The 17,882-nt window shown below is 34.9% G+C and carries 18 protein-coding genes; 16 read left to right on the top strand and 2 right to left on the bottom strand.

The annotated features are described in order from the left end of the window. The first annotated feature begins 3 nt into the window (after positions 1 to 3). From fliF to serC, 9 genes are all read left to right on the top strand, one after another. A complete protein-coding gene (gene fliF, locus CSUIS19073_RS01655) occupies positions 4 to 1,707 on the top strand; it encodes a flagellar basal-body MS-ring/collar protein FliF (protein ID WP_086237039.1) in 1,704 nt (567 codons plus the stop codon). Beyond that, entirely contained in the window at positions 1,707 to 2,732 is a 1,026-nt protein-coding gene (gene fliG, locus CSUIS19073_RS01660) for a flagellar motor switch protein FliG (protein ID WP_086237040.1), read from the top strand. The genes fliF and fliG overlap by 1 nt, the downstream gene beginning before the upstream one ends. Further along, on the top strand, positions 2,729 to 3,535 hold the full coding sequence (fliH, locus tag CSUIS19073_RS01665) for a flagellar assembly protein FliH (RefSeq protein WP_086237041.1): 807 nt from the start codon (positions 2,729 to 2,731) through the stop codon (positions 3,533 to 3,535). Before fliG ends, fliH begins: the two co-directional genes overlap by 4 nt. A gap of 1 nt (position 3,536) precedes the next feature. After that, on the top strand, positions 3,537 to 5,372 hold the full coding sequence (gene dxs / locus CSUIS19073_RS01670) for a 1-deoxy-D-xylulose-5-phosphate synthase (protein ID WP_086237042.1): 1,836 nt from the start codon (positions 3,537 to 3,539) through the stop codon (positions 5,370 to 5,372). Positions 5,373 to 5,438: 66 nt separating this feature from the next. Next, on the top strand, positions 5,439 to 5,849 hold the full coding sequence (locus tag CSUIS19073_RS01675) for a Fur family transcriptional regulator (protein WP_086237043.1): 411 nt from the start codon (positions 5,439 to 5,441) through the stop codon (positions 5,847 to 5,849). 85 nt (positions 5,850 to 5,934) lie between these two features. Further along, positions 5,935 to 6,708 (top strand): hypothetical protein, encoded by a 774-nt coding sequence (locus tag CSUIS19073_RS01680; RefSeq protein ID WP_086237044.1) that lies wholly within the window; start codon positions 5,935 to 5,937, stop codon positions 6,706 to 6,708. After that, on the top strand, positions 6,709 to 7,422 hold the full coding sequence (gene ubiE / locus CSUIS19073_RS01685) for a bifunctional demethylmenaquinone methyltransferase/2-methoxy-6-polyprenyl-1,4-benzoquinol methylase UbiE (protein WP_086237045.1): 714 nt from the start codon (positions 6,709 to 6,711) through the stop codon (positions 7,420 to 7,422). Then, positions 7,419 to 8,573, top strand: coding sequence for an exodeoxyribonuclease VII large subunit (gene xseA / locus CSUIS19073_RS01690; protein WP_086237046.1), 1,155 nt, complete (start codon positions 7,419 to 7,421; stop codon positions 8,571 to 8,573). Before ubiE ends, xseA begins: the two co-directional genes overlap by 4 nt. A gap of 9 nt (positions 8,574 to 8,582) precedes the next feature. Next, positions 8,583 to 9,659, top strand: coding sequence for a 3-phosphoserine/phosphohydroxythreonine transaminase (serC, locus tag CSUIS19073_RS01695; RefSeq protein WP_086237047.1), 1,077 nt, complete (start codon positions 8,583 to 8,585; stop codon positions 9,657 to 9,659). A 6-nt stretch (positions 9,660 to 9,665) separates the two neighbouring features. On the opposite strand, the gene CSUIS19073_RS01700 is transcribed toward serC, so the two are convergent. Next, positions 9,666 to 9,995 carry a hypothetical protein gene (locus CSUIS19073_RS01700; protein WP_086237048.1) on the bottom strand — a complete coding sequence of 110 codons (330 nt, stop codon included), beginning with the start codon at positions 9,993 to 9,995 and terminating at the stop codon, positions 9,666 to 9,668. 87 nt (positions 9,996 to 10,082) lie between these two features. Then, the gene (locus CSUIS19073_RS01705; RefSeq protein ID WP_086237049.1) at positions 10,083 to 10,679 is read right to left on the bottom strand and encodes a peroxiredoxin; all 597 of its coding nucleotides are present in this window, start codon (positions 10,677 to 10,679) and stop codon (positions 10,083 to 10,085) included. Positions 10,680 to 10,836: 157 nt separating this feature from the next. Between CSUIS19073_RS01705 and accD the strand changes: the two genes are divergently transcribed. The 7 genes from accD to gyrA all read left to right on the top strand — a co-directional run bounded on the left by accD (position 10,837) and on the right by gyrA (position 17,847). Then, entirely contained in the window at positions 10,837 to 11,709 is an 873-nt protein-coding gene (gene accD, locus CSUIS19073_RS01710) for an acetyl-CoA carboxylase, carboxyltransferase subunit beta (RefSeq protein ID WP_086237050.1), read from the top strand. Further along, positions 11,709 to 12,155, top strand: coding sequence for a 23S rRNA (pseudouridine(1915)-N(3))-methyltransferase RlmH (locus tag CSUIS19073_RS01715; protein WP_086237051.1), 447 nt, complete (start codon positions 11,709 to 11,711; stop codon positions 12,153 to 12,155). The genes accD and CSUIS19073_RS01715 overlap by 1 nt, the downstream gene beginning before the upstream one ends. Before the next feature lie 9 nt (positions 12,156 to 12,164). Then, entirely contained in the window at positions 12,165 to 12,521 is a 357-nt protein-coding gene (gene dksA, locus CSUIS19073_RS01720; RefSeq protein ID WP_086237052.1) for an RNA polymerase-binding protein DksA, read from the top strand. 10 nt (positions 12,522 to 12,531) lie between these two features. Continuing rightward, entirely contained in the window at positions 12,532 to 13,524 is a 993-nt protein-coding gene (locus CSUIS19073_RS01725; RefSeq protein ID WP_086237053.1) for a hypothetical protein, read from the top strand. Continuing rightward, positions 13,524 to 14,462, top strand: coding sequence for a tRNA dihydrouridine synthase (locus CSUIS19073_RS01730; RefSeq protein ID WP_086242345.1), 939 nt, complete (start codon positions 13,524 to 13,526; stop codon positions 14,460 to 14,462). The genes CSUIS19073_RS01725 and CSUIS19073_RS01730 overlap by 1 nt, the downstream gene beginning before the upstream one ends. Further along, complete coding sequence (gene recO, locus CSUIS19073_RS01735) at positions 14,444 to 15,058, top strand: recombination protein RecO (RefSeq protein ID WP_086237055.1); 615 nt, start codon at positions 14,444 to 14,446, stop codon at positions 15,056 to 15,058. The genes CSUIS19073_RS01730 and recO overlap by 19 nt, the downstream gene beginning before the upstream one ends. An 89-nt stretch (positions 15,059 to 15,147) precedes the next feature. Next, the gene (gyrA, locus tag CSUIS19073_RS01740; protein ID WP_086237056.1) at positions 15,148 to 17,847 is read left to right on the top strand and encodes a DNA gyrase subunit A; all 2,700 of its coding nucleotides are present in this window, start codon (positions 15,148 to 15,150) and stop codon (positions 17,845 to 17,847) included. The last annotated feature ends 35 nt before the right edge of the window (positions 17,848 to 17,882 follow it).

Raw genomic sequence — 17,882 nt, forward strand, 5'->3', positions numbered from 1 at the left:
ATTATGGATTTTAAAGCTCTATTTCAGCAAATCAGTCAAGTAGTCCAAAATCTAAGCCTAAAGCAAAAAATAGTAGTTGCTAGTTCTATTGTTTTAGTGATTGGATTTTTGGTATTTTTGACACTATATAGCAGCAACAAAGACCCAGAGGCACAATTTGAAGGCTATAGCGTATTATTTCGTAATATAGACCCAGCCACATCAGCTCAAATCATAAATGAGCTTGAGACGCAAGGAATTGCGTATAAATTAGCAAATGAAGGCACAATATTAGTGCCAACTAATGATGTTTATCGCCAAAGAATCGCAATAGCAAGCCTTGGCATAATGGATAATAAAAAGGGCTTTGAAATTTACGATACTCAAGACTTTGGTGCTACTGAAAATGAGCAAAGAGTCAAATTTCAAAGAGCTATTCAAGGTGAATTATCAAAAACCATAGAGAGCCTAGAGCCGATAGAAAGGGCTAGTGTATATATCGCATTCCCAAAAGATAGCGTATTTACCGAGCGTCAAGTCCCTCCTACTGCTTCAGTCGTTGTAAAAATAAAAGATGGCTCAAAGCTAAATCGCAGACAAATTGAAGGGATAAAACGAATAGTATCTGGATCTGTGCCAAATTTAAAATTAGAAGATGTCAAGATAGTTACTCAAGATGGAGTATCTTTAGGCGATGATGATATAGCATTAGAAAATGAGCTTGTAGCAGCACAGATTAAATATAGAAGTGAATTTGAAGACTCATATGAGCAAAAAATTATCGATATGATCGGCAAATTTATCGGCGGTAAAGATAAGGTTACGGCTAAAGTTAGTATTGAGTTTGACTTTTCAACTAAAGATAGTATAAATGAAATTTATGATCCAAACTCAGTTATTAGAAGTGAGCAAAATATCGAAGAAAAACGAGAAGGAAAAGAGCCAAAAGATGTAGGTGGAGTGCCTGGGGCTGTTAGCAATATTGGTCCAGTTCAAGGTATAGAAGATAATAAACCAACTGAGCTATACTCCAAAAATGTAGCCAATACTAACTATGAAATTTCAAAACAGACTATAAAAGTCAAAGACCAATACGCCACGATAAAAAGAGTAACCGCAGCTGTAGTCGTAGATGGAAAATATGAGTTTCAAACACTTGAAGATGGCTCAAAATCTGATATTCTAACCTACATTCCACTAAATGAAAATGAAATAAACTCCATCAAAAGCCTAGTCCAACAAGCCATTGGCTATAATGCAAATAGAGGAGATGAGGTTACAGTAAGTAATTTTGAATTTAGAAATACTGGCACAATCATACAATTAAGCCCATTCCAAAGAGTGGTAGATACATACTTTAAGCCAATTATGCCAATTTTAAAATATCTAATAGTTCTACTTATCTTATACCTATTTTATAAAAAAGTTATTACTCCATTTCTTAATAAAATGCTCGAAGATGCCAAAGATGATGATCTTGAGCCTATAGCAGATGAGCCAAATATTCAAGAAGAAGCAGAGGATACACTAGAGAAATTTAAAGCTGCTAGAAAAAGGGTTGAAGATGAGCTTGGCATTGGAGATAACTTCGATGAGAGTGAGCTTAAATATGAAGTTATGCTAGAAAAACTCAAATTAATCGCAAGCGAAAAGAGCGAAGAGATCGCTACTTTATTACAAACTATGCTTAAAAATGATAGCGGATATAACTCCGGTAAGGATTTTTAATGAAATTAAATGAACAACAAAAGATGATTTTTGATGATCTTAGTATGGCTGAAAAGGTAGCTATATTGCTTATTCAATTAGGCGAAGATATTACCACTTTGCTATTTTCTCATATGGAGATTGATGTCATCACTGAAATTTCAAAATACATAGCCACGGCCAAAACAATCGATAAGAGCGTAGCGGCTGCTGTTTTGGAGGAATTTTACGCAGTTAGCCAATCCAATCAATATCTACGAAGTGGCGGTATTGAGTATGCTAAAGAGATTTTATTTAGAACTTTTGGCCCAGAGATAGCGCAAAAGATTATGGATAAGCTACAAAAATCTATGGAGACTACCAAGTCATTTGGCTATCTAGGTCAGGTTAGACCTCAACAACTTGCTGATTTTATCGTAAAAGAGCACCCTCAAACCATCGCCTTAATAGTAGCTCATATGGACGCAACTAGCGCAGCTGAAACTTTGGTTTATTTCCCAGATGATATAAGAAGCGAAGTTATAATCCGTATGGCAAATTTAGGCGATATAAGCCCTTCGGTGGTTAAACGGGTATCAACCGTGCTTGAATCCAAGCTAGAGAGCCTTACAAGCTATAAAGTCGAAGTCGGCGGTCCAAGGGCTGTTGCAGAGGTGCTAAACCGCCTTGGTCAAAAAGCTAGTAAATCCACAATTGATATTATTGAGAAAAATGACCCAAGCCTTGCTACAATGATTAAAGAGCTTATGTTTACCTTTGAAGATATAAATTCACTTGATAATAACGCTATTAGAGAGATTATCAAAGTTGTTGATAAAAAGGTTTTGATGGTTGGTTTAAAGGGCAGCGGAGAGGAGCTAAAACGCAAATTCTTATCCAATATGAGCCAAAGAGCAAGCGAAGCATTTGTAGAAGAGATGCAGTTTTTAGGTGCGGTGCGTGTAAAAGAGGTTGAAGATGCACAAAGAAAGGTTGTAGAATTAGTCCAAAAATTAGCCGAAGATGGGGTATTCCAAGTAGGCGTAAGCGATGAGATGATAGAATGATACTAAGTAGCATAATAGACAAGACAAAAGGCGAACACACAGTAGAGCCATATAGATTTAAAGTCTTAGCACTTCACTCGGTTGAACCAAAAGAGATAACCAAAGAAATATCAACGCCTATAGAGTCAAATAGCGATGATGAAGTGATCGATCAAGTAAATTTAGAGCCACAAATAAATCCAGTCAATGAAGCACCAAATAGCGTAGAATCCACATTTATAGAAGAGCTTTTGAAAAAAACTGATGATTTAAGCGGTAATATTGTTAAACTCCAAATGCAAATAGAAAATCAAGAAAATGAGTTTAAAATTCGCTTAGAAAATGAGATTATAAGAGCCAAAGAAGAGGGGTTAAGAGAGGGGCTAGAACAAGCCAAAGCTCAATATGAAACCCTACTAAATGAAAATAGCAAAAACTACACTTCATCAATTCAAAAGCTTGATGAAGAGACCTCAAAGCTTGAATCTCTTTTAAGCTCAAGCCAAGGCGAGATAGCTGCTACAGCAATTGATATTGCCAAAGAGGTGGTATTAAAAGAGATCAAAGATAGCTCCGCTCAAATCGCTTCAAATATCGCCAAAAGCCTAATAGACGAACTAAGTCAAGCCACCTCTATAGAGATTAAGGTTAGCCCAAAAGATTATGAGTTTTTAAAATCAAATTTCACTCAAAAATCTCACATTAAGATTACTAGCGATGATGCGGTTTTGGCTGGTGGGGTAATAGTATTAAGCGATATAGGCAATATAGATGGTAGCGTGATGGCTAGATTTAATAAAATCAAAAAAATATTGAGCGAATAACATGGATATAAAGTCTTTCACACTAAGCCAGTTAGAGACTCTAGCAGATGATATTAGAAAGAAAATATTAAGCGTTGTAAGCACTAATGGCGGGCATTTAAGCTCAAATTTGGGAGCTGTGGAGCTTAGCATTGCGATGCATCATGTTTTTAATCCCCCAAGCGATCCATTTATTTTTGATGTAAGCCACCAAAGCTACACTCACAAACTCCTAAGTGGGCGTTGGGATAAATTTGATAGTTTGCGTAAATTTGGCGGTATTAGCGGATATACAAAGCCTAGTGAGAGTGAGTATGACTACTTCATCGCCGGTCATAGCTCTACTTCTATTAGCCTTGCTGTTGGAGCTGCGAAGGCTATTAAGCTAAAAAATGAAGATCGCCTCCCAGTAGCTCTAATCGGCGATGGCGCCCTAAGTGCTGGCATGGCTTATGAGGCATTAAATGAGCTAGGAGATCTTAAATACCCATGCGTTATTATCTTAAATGATAATGAAATGAGTATCTCAAAACCAATTGGTGCGATGAGTAAATACCTATCACAGATGATGGCTGGGCCATTTTATCAAAAATTTAAAAGCAGGATTAATCAGTTTTTAGAGCTTATGCCAGACTCAGCAGCATATATGGCTAAAAGATTAGAAGAAGGAATTAGGCTTATAACCCCTGGAATGTTCTTTGAAGAGCTTGGACTTGAGTATATCGGACCAGTAAATGGGCATAATATCAAGGATTTAATCTCAGCTTTTAATGTAGCCAAAAATATGAAAAAACCAGTAATAGTGCATGTCCAAACGATAAAAGGCAAAGGCTATGAAATCGCTGAAGGCCCGCAAGAGAAATGGCACGGAGTAAGTCCTTTTAATCCACAAAATGGAATATCTTTGAAAAAATCCACCCAAAAGAGTGCTACTGAAATTTTTAGCAATCTACTCTTAGAGTTTGCTAGTAGGTATGATAATATCGTTGGTGTAACTGCTGCGATGCCTAGTGGGACGGGGCTTGGAGCGTTGATAGAGAGATTTCCAGATAGATTTTGGGATACGGCCATTGCAGAGCAACACGCAGTTACATCTATGGCAGCAATGGCAAAAGAGGGATTTAAGCCATATATCGCCATATACTCTACATTCATGCAAAGGGCTTATGACCAGGTTATCCATGATTGTGCGATTTTAAATTTGCCTGTTGTATTGTGTATGGATAGGGCTGGGATTGTCGGCGAAGATGGGGAAACTCATCAAGGGGCTTTTGATATTAGCTTTTTAAATGCCGTGCCAAATTTTAGCTTAGTTGCCCCAAGAGATGAGGCGATGTTTAGACAGATTATGGAATTCTCATATAATTTTAACTCCCCTCTTGCTATTAGGTATCCTAGGGGCAATTTTGGGCTTTGTGATGAGTTTGAGCCAGTTAAAATAGAGCTTGGAAAATCTCAAATTCTATCGCAAAATGATAGTGATATAGCATTTATCGGGTATGGCAACGCAGTAGCAAAAGCGTTTAAAACGGCTGAAATTTTAAATATCAATCCTACAATTATAGATCTTATATTCATCAAACCGCTTGATAAAGATATGCTTTTAAATCTTGCCAAAACGCATAAAAAGTGGTATATCTTTAGCGATAGTGCTAAGCGTGGTGGAGTGGGTGAGATTTTGGCTGGATTTTTACAAGAAAATGGCATTAATGGCATTAGCATTACTAGCTTTGAGTATGAAGATAAATTTATCACGCACGGAGCTACAAATTTAGTAGAAGATAGCCTTGATATCAGCGTTCAAAAGATTGCTGAAAAAATTACACTTGAAAATAGTTTAAAAGATAAAAAATATTAATTAATAAAGTTAAATTTAAATATTTTTTTGATAAAATTATCCCATTTGAATTAAGAGGAAAAAAGTATGAATTGCATAGAACTTTTAAAACAAGCCAAGCTAAAAGCTACCCCACAAAGACTTTGCGTCCTAAAGATATTAAGCAACCACACACATCCAACTATAGAAGAGCTATATGAGCAGATAAAAGTCGAATATCCATCTATATCTCTTGCGACTGTGTATAAAAATTTAAATACTCTTATAAATGAAAATTTAGTAATAGAGGTAAATAGCCCAAATCAAAAGGCAAAATACGATATTTACGAGCGTCCGCATATCCATCTAGTGTGTAGCAATTGTGGAAATATTGAAGATATTAGTGCTAATGACGCACAAATGCTCTCATACCAAACCCACCTAGAGCAAAAGATTGGCAACTTAATTAATAGATTAAATATTGTAGCAAATATCTCAAATTGCTCGAAGTGTTGTTAAATTTAAAAGTTTTAATATAGGGGTTTTAAAGCTATATTTTAGTAGTTTTAGTGTAAAATTTACCACTTTTATTTAAGGATAAATTTTGCAAAATATCAGCTACTTAGAGATAACTTCTAAACTCCCCAAGCTAGGCAGTAAAAAGCTATATTTCGGCGTGGATATTACTGCTTATGATGGCATTAGATTGCTGATTTTGCAAAGACTATTTTTGATAGATAATCTTAGAAAGCTATATTTAAAAGATAGAGATATAGGATTATTAATCAAAATTAATGAGAACCTAATAACCATAAATCTACTCATTAATAGCTTTGATTTTATCTTTGATAAGCTCATTGTGGCTAAATTTAGTAAGCTTTTAAGTGAGATTTTATCACTACTTGGCCAGATTAAGAGCAGTGAAAATCAACAAGATATTAAATTTAAAGAGCTTTTAACTCAAATCGAAGGCTATTTTGATAAAAAATTTGAATCGCTTTGCTTTGAATTTGAGATTTTTTTGTATGATACGCACTCATTTTACTGCGTTTTAGATGATTTAATACCCAGTTGTGCTGCATATGCGATTCGTAAAAAGATTGTGAATTTAAGGCAAAGCATTAGAGATAGCATAAAATCAGATTTATTCCAAGAGCTTTTAACTCTTACTCGCATATTTTTAGAGCTTTTTAATATGGGTAAATTTGAGTTGAAATTAACCAAAATTATAAATCTAAAATCCAAATATCAAAACGCTAATCAAAGAGATATTAAGGTGGCTTTAAAAAAAGAATTAGAGAAAAAAGTTAAAAAATTTGATAAAAAATTATCAAAAATGTCTAAAAAGCTAAAACCACACTACAAAAAGGAAATATAAGTGCAAAATCAAGAGAAAATTATAGATATGTTTAATGAAATTGCCCCTACATATGATAAGGCTAATAAAATTTTAAGCTTTGGGATAGATGCCTCTTGGAGAAGCACAGCGTGTGATTTAGTGCTAAAGAATTACAACTCTTCGTTAAATATTATCGATGTGGCTTGTGGGACTGGAGATATGATTAAGGCTTGGATAAATAGCGCTAAAAAAGCCAATTTAACTATTAACAAAATCACTGGCATAGACCCAAGTGTTGAAATGCTAAAAGTAGCCAAAGAGAAGATTAAAAATTGCGAATTTATAGAGTCTAAAGCTGATAAAATGAATATCCCATCAAGCACTCAAGATATACTTAGCATTAGCTATGGCATCAGAAATGTAGTAGCTAGGACACATGCTTTGCGTGAGTTTAATAGAGTGTTGAAAATTGGGGGATATTTGGTAGTTTTAGAATTTACCAAAAGACAAAAAAGTGGTCTAATAGCCAAAATTAGGGATTTTTATCTCCATAAAATTTTACCTACAATCGGCGGAATGATAAGTAAAAATAAAGAAGCATATGAGTATCTGCCAAGAAGTATTGATGGCTTTTTGGACTCTAATGAGTTTTGCTCTGAGATTAAAAATAGCGGCTTTGAGATCGTTATGGTTAAGGGATTTAGCATGAATATTAGCACAATGTTTATTGCTAAAAAGGTAAAAAATATATGACCGTAAGCGATCTAAATGAATCAGCTAAGGCTCTATTAGAATCCCACTTTAACTCTATAGAGGTTCAAGGCGAGATTAGCCGCCTTACTAAGCATAGTAGCGGTCATTGGTATTTTACCTTAAAAGATGAAAAATCAGCCATTAGCGTTGTGATTTATAAATTCTCTAATCAAAATATTAAATTTGATATCAAAGATGGAATGGAGGTTACTCTAATTGGTAAATTATCAATTTATAGCCCAAATGGGAGCTATCAATTTATCGCTAATCGCATAATGCCAATTGGAGTTGGAGAGTTAGAGCTTGCTTTTAATCAGCTAAAAGAGCGTCTATCGCCACTTTTTGACCCAGCACATAAAAAGCAACTACCAAAATATCCAAATAGAGTTGGGATTATCACAAGTGCGAGCTCTGCGGCATTTGCTGATATGCAAAGGGTAATTAGCAATAGATATATATTGCCTAAATTTTATCTATTTAATTCCCTAGTTCAAGGAAATAAAGCCGCAGATAATATCATTAAAATGCTAAATATCGCTGATAATATGAATCTTGATGCGATTGTAATTGCTAGGGGCGGCGGATCAAGAGAGGATCTTTGGTGCTTTAATGATGAGAAGTTGGCTTATGCAATTTATGAGGCCAAAACTCCTATTATTTCAGCTATTGGGCATGAGATTGATTGTAGCATTAGCGATTTTGTAGCTGATCATAGATCACTTACTCCTACTGCTGCGATGGTCGATCTACTTCCTGATAGTAATGAGCTTTATCAAAAATTTGATATTATCCAAAATAGCTTAATATCTTTAATATCAGCCAAATTTAGTAGATATGAGGGCTTTTTAAATCTATCCAAAGCACAGATAAAATCCAAAGCCATAGAGCAAAAACTCAATCTAGCTACTTTGACTTTAGATAAATTTAAGTCAAATTTGGATAATTTTTTATATAAAAAGTTAAATTTAGCTCAGTCGAAAATTGAGAAATTTGAGTTGATTTTAAAAAAACAAGAGCACTTTTATAAAGTAACAAAAAATATGGCACAAATAGTAAAAGATTCAAAAATAGTTTCACTATCTAAGCTTAAAAGCAAAGATGAAATCACTATTATTTCACAAGATTTATACAAAGAAGCAATCATAAAATAAGGGGATAAAATGAGTAGAGTTTTAAATTTCAGTGCTGGACCAAGTGCGATTCCACTACCTGTATTAGAACGAGCTAAGGCTGAATTTACCGATTATCACGGCTTTGGATATAGCATTATGGAAGTAAGCCATAGAGGCAAGGTTTTTGAAGAGTTGCACAATAATGCAATTGCTAAGGTAAAAGAATTTTACAATATTGGCGATGATTATGCGGTGCTATTTTTACAAGGTGGGGCAACTTTGCAGTTTGCTCAAATTCCTATGAATTTATACACTGGCGGCGTGGCTGAGTATGTAAATACAGGCGTTTGGACGCAAAAAGCAATAAAAGAAGCAAAAATCCAAAATATCAATTATAAGGTCGTAGCAAGTAGCGAAGATAGCAGATTTGACCACATTCCAAATTTTAATTTTAGCGATGATGCTGATTATGGCTATATCTGCTCAAATAATACAATTTATGGCACTCAATACGCCACACTACCAAGCCCTAAATGCCCTTTGGTGGTCGATAGTAGCTCTGATCTTTTAAGTCGCAATATTGATTTTAAAGCACATAATATTGGGCTATTTTATGGTGGAGCGCAAAAGAATGCTGGCCCAGCTGGAATTACAATAGTAATTATCAAAAAAGAGTTAGCTAATCGTGTCAAAGATAGCGTCCCAACACCACTTCGCTATACTACACAAATCGAGGCAAATTCGCTATCAAATACCCCGCCGACATTTGGGATTTATATGTTTGATTTGGTTTTGGATTGGATAAAAGATCAAGGTGGATTGGATACTATAAATAGCATAAATCAGAAAAAAGCCGCCATATTGTATGATTTGATCGATAGCTCTGATTTTTACACCGCATTTGCTAAACCAGGCTCAAGAAGTATAATGAATGTTAGCTTTGCTACGCCTAGCGCTGAGCTAGATATGAAATTTGTCAAATTAGCTGAAGAAAATGCGATGATAGGCCTAAAAGGTCATAGAATCTTAGGTGGTCTAAGGGCTTCTATATATAATGCCCTAACCATACAAAGCGTCCAAACCCTATGTGAGTTTATGAAAGAATTCCAAAGAACACACGGATAAACTACCCTAAGCAAGCGCTTTTTGTAACTCTAAAATCCTAGCACTTATAGTTGTGATTTTGGTTATCAAATCAGTAGCTTGCTCTGTTAAACTCATTAGCATATTTTTAGCATACTCATTTGGAATACTAGATAGAGCTTTTATTTTTCCTTCAACCTTAGATAATTGCTTTTTTAATCTCTCTAGTTGCTCCTCTAAAAGCTCTATAGTCTCTTGAATCATAGCAGTTGGACCTTTACTTTCTTGAGTATCCATATTACCATCTTTTTTATTAATTGAAATCTTTTTTGTATTGCTAAAATCTTGCGAAGTTATACCTATTGGATTGATTTGCATCTATTACTCCTATATTAATTTACTAATATCGGAATAAATATTTAAATTTAAAGAAGTTTTAAAGCTCCAAATGGAGCTTTAGATAAATTATAGTTTATCACCATCAGTTGATAGATAGCTAGCTACACCTTCGGTTGTAGGTTTCATACCTTTATCGCCTTTATTCCAGCCAGCTGGGCAAACTTCGCCGTGCTCATTTGTAAATAGCATTGTATCTACCATTCTTACCATTTCATCGATATTTCTACCAAGTGGAAGGTCATTTATAACAGCGTGGCGAACTGTACCATCTTTATCTAATAAGAAGCTACCTCTTAGAGCAACTGCTTCATCAAATAATACATCAAATCCTCTTGCCCACTCTTTTTTAAGGTCAGCTACTAGAGGGAATTGCACTCTACCGATACCGCCTTGTTTTACATCAGTCTCTCTCCAAGCAAAGTGGCAATATTCATTATCAGTGCTAACGCCGATTACTTCAATGCCTCTTTCTTTGAATTCTCTATATCTGTGATCAAAAGCTATAATTTCGCTTGGGCAAACAAATGTAAAATCTTTTGGATAGAAAAATACAACCGCACCTTTTGGTCCAATGTTTTTATATAGGTCGAAATTCTCTTCAATTTGACCATTGCCTAGAACTGCTGTACCACTTAATTGTGGTGCTTTATTAGTAACTATCATACTAAATCTCCTTAATAATTTTTATGAATTGCGAAATTGTATCTTTGTAAATTTAACTATAATTAAATGCGGATAAAATAATATACAATGATTAAGAAAAATATAAATTTAAAGAAAAATTTGATATAATCGCCCAATTTTTTATCAAAGGAAAAAAATGCTAGGTGATTTTTTTTCAAAAATGCGTAAAAAGCAATCCCACCCAAGCGAGGCACCAAGCCACTGGGTAAAGTGTAATAGCTGTAGCTCTTTGATGTATTTTAAAGAGGTTGAAGCTTGCTATAATGTATGCCCAAAATGTGGGTATCATATGAGACTTAGCGCTCAAAAAAGAGTAGAATTAATAAGCGATGTTGGAAGTTTTATTGAATTTGATGCAGATTTAAAGCCTATTGATCCACTAAATTTCGTAGATAAAAAATCTTATAAAAAGAGAATTGAAGAGAGCCAAAGCAAAAACGGCAAAACAAGCTCAGTCATATCAGGAGAAGCTACCATTGATGGACAAAAAATTCAACTTGTGGTGTTTGACTTTAGCTTTATGGGTGGGAGCTTAAGCTCTGTTGAAGGGGAGAAGATTACTCGTGCAGTTCGCAGAGCCATAGAAAAAAGAAATCCGCTAATCATAGTAAGTGCTAGTGGTGGAGCTAGAATGCAAGAGAGCACATTTAGTCTTATGCAAATGAGTAAAACTAGTGCGGCCTTAAAGCTCTTAAGCGATAATAGACTGCCATATATTTCAGTGCTTACAGATCCTACGATGGGTGGAGTTTCGGCCTCTTTTGCTTGGCTTGGAGATTTGATAATTGCTGAGCCAAAGGCGCTCATTGGCTTTGCTGGTCAAAGGGTGATAGAACAAACCATTAAAGCTAGTTTGCCAGAGGGCTTTCAAAGGGCGGAATTCCTACTTGAGCATGGGTTAATTGATGCTATTGTCCCTAGAGATGAGCTTAAAAAATATCTTAGCGATATGATAAGATTTTTTATGAAAAATGATAGCTTTTATAATCCGATTAATGAGGCTATTTAGTGCAAATTTTAGTCCATTGCCTGCAAAAACTTGATGATGATAATTCATTAAAAGATTATATAAAAATGAGTAGCAAATGGGCTAATATCAAAGAGATTAATAAATTTAATTCTCAAATTGCCAAAGCTCAAACTCAAGGTCAAATGGCGTCATATAAAGCCTATGAAGATGCTTATACTCCACATTTAAATGGCTATTGCGTTGGGTTAGATGAGCGTGGGGATATGCTTGATAGTTTTGAGTTTGCCAAACTCTTAAAAGACAAAACTCAAATTTCATTTTTTATCGGTGGGGCTTATGGTCTGGGCGATAATTTAAGGGATAAAATGGATAAGCTTGTAAGTCTCTCTAGGCTAACTTTAGCCCATAAGATTGCTAAGCTTGTTTTATATGAGCAGATTTTTCGTGCTCTGTGTATAAATTTCAACCACCCTTATCATAAATAAAGGAGTTATATGAAACAAAGCGAGTTAAATTATTTTAAAGAGCTGCTTTTAGCAAGAAAAGAGCAAATTCAAAAAAACATCAATGATGCAGCAAATGAGATTGATGGGCTTAGACAAAGCGGTGCTACTGATGAGTTTGATTTTGCTAGTATTAGTGCTGATGAGGAGCTAGAGCACTCTATATCAATCAAGCAACAACAAGAGTTAAACGAGATAGAGCAATCTTTAAACAAAATAGAATCTGGCGTTTATGGAATTTGCGATATGTGTGAAGATGATATTGATATTGAGCGTCTAAAGGTCAAACCACATGCTAGATATTGTATCACATGTCGTGAAATTGCTGAAAAAACGATAATAAAATAGGAGCTATAATATGAAAACTAGGCGATTTTTTCTATATTCGATTATCTATATTGGACTGATTTGGCTAGCTGTTTTTTCATTTGTTAATCAAAATTACGCCGTAAATTTGTTTGGATACAATCTTGATATTCCTATTGCAACTTGGGTGATTTTGCCTTTAGTGCTATTTGCTATTTTAGCTCTTTTCCATATGAGTTATTATGGATTTAAGATCTATTTAGATGGTAGAGCAATGAGAAATGACGCACAAATTTATAACACTTTAGCAAAAGAGATTTATCTTGGTTTAGAGTCAAATAAGGATTTTAAAACAGATATTTTCAACGCCTCTAGCGAAGTTACAAAATCGCTATCTCCATGGCTAAATTTAGGTAAGCCAAATTTACAAAATGATGATTTAAGACTTGCTTATGAGCTTTATTGCGATGTTAAAAGTGGCAAGGTTTGTGAATTAAAGAAATTTAAGCTTTTAAAGACAAATCCGCTTTATATCCAAAATGAGAAAAATAAGATCAAAGCTGATTATAAATACGCTATTAGTGTGCTTTCTAGTAAAGAGACAAATGATGAGCTCATATCAGCAGCTTCTAATGCTTTGATTGAAAATGGCACATTTTTAGAGCTATCTAAATTTAATCCAACCTACACAAATAGCGATATTTTTATATTAATAAATAGATATGTTAAGGATAATTTTGAGATTAGTACAAATGATATTTTTGCTACTATTAGCAAGGTTAAATTTACCTCAGATGAGTATATTCAAATTGCTAAAATTTTAAAAAGCAAAATTGAGCCTGATCTTTTAATATCAATGTTTGATCGCTTAAGAAATGAAGAGCCATCTGCGCTTGAAGCGTATTTATATCTACTTTATGACTTTGGAATGATAGATCAATTAAGAGAGATTATAGCAAGTGAAAATAGCAAATTTGAACGCATAGAAACCTTAATATTTTTAAGAGATCACGGCAAAATCACTAGAGCGGATCTATTTTATTAATGATAGATTTTAGCTCTAAACCGCTATTTTTAGCTCCATTAGCTGGATTTTCTGATCTGCCACTTCGCACTCTAGCTAAGAGATTTGGGTGTGATTGTACTGTTAGTGAGATGATTAGCTCTAATGCCCTTGTATATGAGCATGATAAGACCCTATCAATGATCGAAAAATCCCCACTAGAATCCCCATATATTATCCAAATTGCTGGAAGCCAAAAGGATATAATCGCGAAGGCTGTGGATATTTTAAATGAATTTGATGGGATAGATGGGATAGATTTAAACTGCGGATGTCCTGTGCCAAAAGTAGTCAAGCAAAATGCCGGCTCAGCTCTTTTAAATGACTCAAAACTGCTTTGCACCCTTGTAGAAACGATCAAAAATAGATCAAATAAACGCTACACTTCAGTTAAAATTCGCCTAGGATTTAATACCAAAATGGCTCATGAGATAGCACAAGATCTAGCTAATGCTGGGGCTGATTTCATCTGCGTTCATGGTCGCACAAGGGCTGGTGGATATAGTGCTTTGGTTGATTATGAGGCCATAGCAATGGTTAAATCATCTACTAATATCCCAGTTATTGCTAATGGCGATATTAATATAAATAATTATAAAGAGGTTTTAAAGATAACTAATTGCGATGGCTTGATGATCGGTCGTGCTAGTATCGGCTCACCTTGGATATTTCAAGAGATAAAAAATAATCAAAGCATAAGCCCATATGAGAAAAAAGAGATAGTAAAAGAGCATTTTGAATTAATGGTAAAAACTTACGGCAAACACGCTATTAGCATATTTCGTAAGCATTTACACGAATACTCCAAAGGGATTAGTGGCGCTAGTGAGTTTAGATCTAGTGTAAATCAAATTCAATCAATAGATATGATGAAAGAGCAAATTGAGCAGTTTTTTGATCCATGCAAGGCTATATCTTAAAGGTTCAAAAAGTCAAAGATGAGGATTGTCTAGTTACGATTTTATCATCACACAAACAGATAAAATGCTATAGATTTTATGGGGCTAGACACTCTATTATCACTCAAGGCTTCAAGCTTGATTTTGAGCTAATTGAGAGTAAGGCATTCTTACCGCACCTTCGCTCGACTATGCATTTGGGATTTAGCTGGTTAATCGATAGAGAAAAGCTCTTGATTTGGCAAAATTTTATGAGGCTTTTAGCCGATCATCTGCGTGATGTGGAAGATAGCGATGAGTTTTATTTTGAATTAGTTGAGAGTTGTGCGAAGAAATTTCATCGCCAAAACCCTATTAGAGTGATACTTGAGGCATATGCTAAGATTTTGAAATTCGAAGGTCGGTTGCATCTAGATAACTACTGCTTTATCTGCGATAATCCTTTAAGCGATGAGATTAGCCTTGGTAGGGCATTTTTAGCCGCTCACCCAATATGCATTAATAAATACATATTAAACAAAGATGATATTATGAAATTCCTATCTACAGGATCTACGGCCCACTTAGATGATAACACTATAAAATCGTTATATTTAATCTTGCTTGAAGGATTTTAAAATATAGATAAATTGAGTAAATATCTCCTTTTTAGCTAATATTTATTAAATTTAAGCTAAAATAATACCCAGACTTTCTAAGGAAAACAATGGAAGATAATATTTTTAACTCAAATCAAGATGTTACGGCTATAGATGTAGAAGACTCCATAAAGGCTAGTTACCTAGACTACTCTATGAGCGTTATCATAGGTCGTGCATTACCAGATGCTAGAGATGGATTAAAGCCAGTCCATAGAAGAATTTTATATGCTATGAATGATTTAGGCGTAGGAAGTCGCAGCCCATATAAAAAGTCAGCCCGTATAGTAGGTGATGTAATCGGTAAATACCACCCACACGGCGATACAGCTGTGTATGACGCACTTGTTAGAATGGCTCAGAGCTTCTCTATGAGAGTTCCAGCAGTAGATGGACAAGGAAACTTCGGCTCAGTAGATGGTGATAATGCTGCTGCGATGCGTTATACTGAGGCTAGAATGACAATCTTAGCTGAAGAGCTACTAAAAGATCTAGATAAAGATACGGTTGATTTTATCCCAAACTACGATGATAGCATGGTAGAGCCAGATGTATTGCCAGCTAGAGTGCCAAATTTACTACTAAATGGCTCAAGCGGTATAGCAGTGGGTATGGCGACAAATATTCCGCCACATAGTCTAGATGAGCTAGTAGATGGTCTTTTGGTTTTATTAGATGATAAAAGTGCTACATTAGAAGATGTAATGGCGCATATCAAAGGGCCAGACTTTCCAACTGGCGGCATAATCTTTGGTAAAAAAGGGATAATGGAGGCTTACCGCACCGGTAGGGGTAGGATAAAATTAAGAGCTAAAACACATATAGAAAAAAAGCCAAATAAAGATGTAATAGTCGTAGATGAATTGCCATATCAAGTAAATAAAAGCAAACTCCACTCTGATATAGCTGATTTAGTCAAAGATAAGCAAATAGAAGGCATCAGCGAAGTCCGTGATGAGAGTGATAGAGATGGAATTCGCCTTGTTATCGAGCTTAAGCGTGATGCGATGAGCGATATTGTATTAAATAATCTATTTAAATCTACCCAAATGGAGGTTACATTTGGGGTGATTATGCTAGCGATTAATAATAAAGAACCAAAGATATTTTCGCTAATTGAGCTATTAAAATTATTCTTAAATCATAGAAAAACGGTAATTATCAGAAGAACTATCTTTGATTTGCAAAAAGCAAGAGCTAGGGCTCACATCTTAGAAGGGCTGAAAATAGCTTTAGATAATATAGATGATGTAATCGCTTTAATCAAAACAAGTGCCGATACAAATAGTGCTAGAGATGGCTTGATGAGCAAATTTGGCTTAAGTGAGTTACAAAGCAATGCAATCTTGGATATGAGATTAAGCAAGCTTACAGGCTTAGAGCGTGAAAAGCTAGAAGCTGAATTAAAAGAAATTTTAGAGCTTATAGAGAGATTAGATGCGATCTTAAAAAGCGAAGAACTAATAGAAAATATCATTAGAGATGAACTTTTAGAGATTAAGTCTAAATTTAAATGCCCTAGAATTACTGAGATAGTCGATGATTACGATGATATCGATATTGAAGATCTTATACCAAATGAAAATATGGTAGTTACAATCACACATAGAGGCTATATCAAACGCGTCCCAAGCAAAAATTATGAAAAGCAAAAGCGTGGTGGCAAGGGCAAAGTAGCAGTAACTACATATGATGATGACTTTATAGAGAGTTTCTTTACTTGTATGAGTCATGATACGCTGATGTTTGTAACTGACCGCGGTCAATTATACTGGCTAAAAGTCTATAAAATCCCAGAAGGAAGTCGCACCGCCAAAGGAAAAGCAGTAGTCAATCTAATCAATCTCCAACCAGATGAGAAGATAAAAGCTATTATCCCGACTACGGATTTTTCACAAACCAAATCTTTAGCATTTTTCACCAAAAATGGATTAGTAAAAAGGACAAATTTAAGCGAATACCAAAATATACGAAGTATTGGTGTAAAGGCTATAAATTTAGATGAAAATGATGAGTTAGTAACTGCTGTGATCGCTACAAGCCAAGATTATGAAAGCTCAAATTTAAATAACAATCCAGATATTGTAGTAGAAAATGAGGTTGAAGAGAGCGGATATTACGCCTTAGAAGAGGTAGTTGATAGCGATATAGAAGCCATATCTGAGCTTAAAGAGAGCGAGATAGAGCATATCTTAGATAGTATTGATGAGCTGCCTGAGTCAAATGATGAAAAAATGCTATTTGTAGTTACTAAAAAAGGTATGTGTATCAAATTCCCATTAAGCAAGGTAAGGCAAATTGGTCGCGTAGCTCGTGGTGTAACTGCCATTAGATTTAAAGAAAAAGGCGATGAAGTCGTAGGTGCTGTAGTGATAGAAAATGATACTCAAGAGATACTAAGCGTAAGTCAAAAAGGTATAGGCAAACGCACTACCGCAGATGAATATAGACTCCAAAGCCGTGGCGGTAAAGGCGTAATCTGTATGAAGCTAACATCAAAAACCAAAGATCTAGTCGGCGTAGTAATGGTAGATGAGAGTATGGATTTGATGGCTCTAACAAGTAGTGGCAAGATGATTAGAGTAGATATGCAAAGCATTAGGAAAGCAGGTCGCAATACAAGTGGCGTAATCGTTGTAAATGTAGATGGCGATGATGTAGTAAGCATAGCAAGATGCCCAAAAGAAGATAGCGATGATGAGGATTTTGACATCATTGATGATGATTTTATAGCCGAACAGATGGCTAAAATCACAGAAGTGGAATGAGATTTGCTTTAATCAATTTAGAATTCAATTTAAAA

Origin of the sequence: Campylobacter sp. RM19073 (genome assembly GCF_024723495.1) — a bacterium.
Taxonomy (GTDB): domain Bacteria; phylum Campylobacterota; class Campylobacteria; order Campylobacterales; family Campylobacteraceae; genus Campylobacter; species Campylobacter porcelli.

Coding starts and splice junctions, on each gene's coding strand:
- fliF (WP_086237039.1), top strand. CDS start 4: ATGGATTTTAAAGCTCTATTTCAGCAAATCAGTCAAGTAGTCCAAAAT.
- fliG (WP_086237040.1), top strand. CDS start 1,707: ATGAAATTAAATGAACAACAAAAGATGATTTTTGATGATCTTAGTATG.
- fliH (WP_086237041.1), top strand. CDS start 2,729: ATGATACTAAGTAGCATAATAGACAAGACAAAAGGCGAACACACAGTA.
- dxs (WP_086237042.1), top strand. CDS start 3,537: ATGGATATAAAGTCTTTCACACTAAGCCAGTTAGAGACTCTAGCAGAT.
- CSUIS19073_RS01675 (WP_086237043.1), top strand. CDS start 5,439: ATGAATTGCATAGAACTTTTAAAACAAGCCAAGCTAAAAGCTACCCCA.
- xseA (WP_086237046.1), top strand. CDS start 7,419: ATGACCGTAAGCGATCTAAATGAATCAGCTAAGGCTCTATTAGAATCC.
- serC (WP_086237047.1), top strand. CDS start 8,583: ATGAGTAGAGTTTTAAATTTCAGTGCTGGACCAAGTGCGATTCCACTA.
- CSUIS19073_RS01700 (WP_086237048.1), bottom strand. CDS start 9,995: ATGCAAATCAATCCAATAGGTATAACTTCGCAAGATTTTAGCAATACA.
- CSUIS19073_RS01705 (WP_086237049.1), bottom strand. CDS start 10,679: ATGATAGTTACTAATAAAGCACCACAATTAAGTGGTACAGCAGTTCTA.
- accD (WP_086237050.1), top strand. CDS start 10,837: ATGCTAGGTGATTTTTTTTCAAAAATGCGTAAAAAGCAATCCCACCCA.
- dksA (WP_086237052.1), top strand. CDS start 12,165: ATGAAACAAAGCGAGTTAAATTATTTTAAAGAGCTGCTTTTAGCAAGA.
- CSUIS19073_RS01725 (WP_086237053.1), top strand. CDS start 12,532: ATGAAAACTAGGCGATTTTTTCTATATTCGATTATCTATATTGGACTG.
- CSUIS19073_RS01730 (WP_086242345.1), top strand. CDS start 13,524: ATGATAGATTTTAGCTCTAAACCGCTATTTTTAGCTCCATTAGCTGGA.
- recO (WP_086237055.1), top strand. CDS start 14,444: ATGCAAGGCTATATCTTAAAGGTTCAAAAAGTCAAAGATGAGGATTGT.
- gyrA (WP_086237056.1), top strand. CDS start 15,148: ATGGAAGATAATATTTTTAACTCAAATCAAGATGTTACGGCTATAGAT.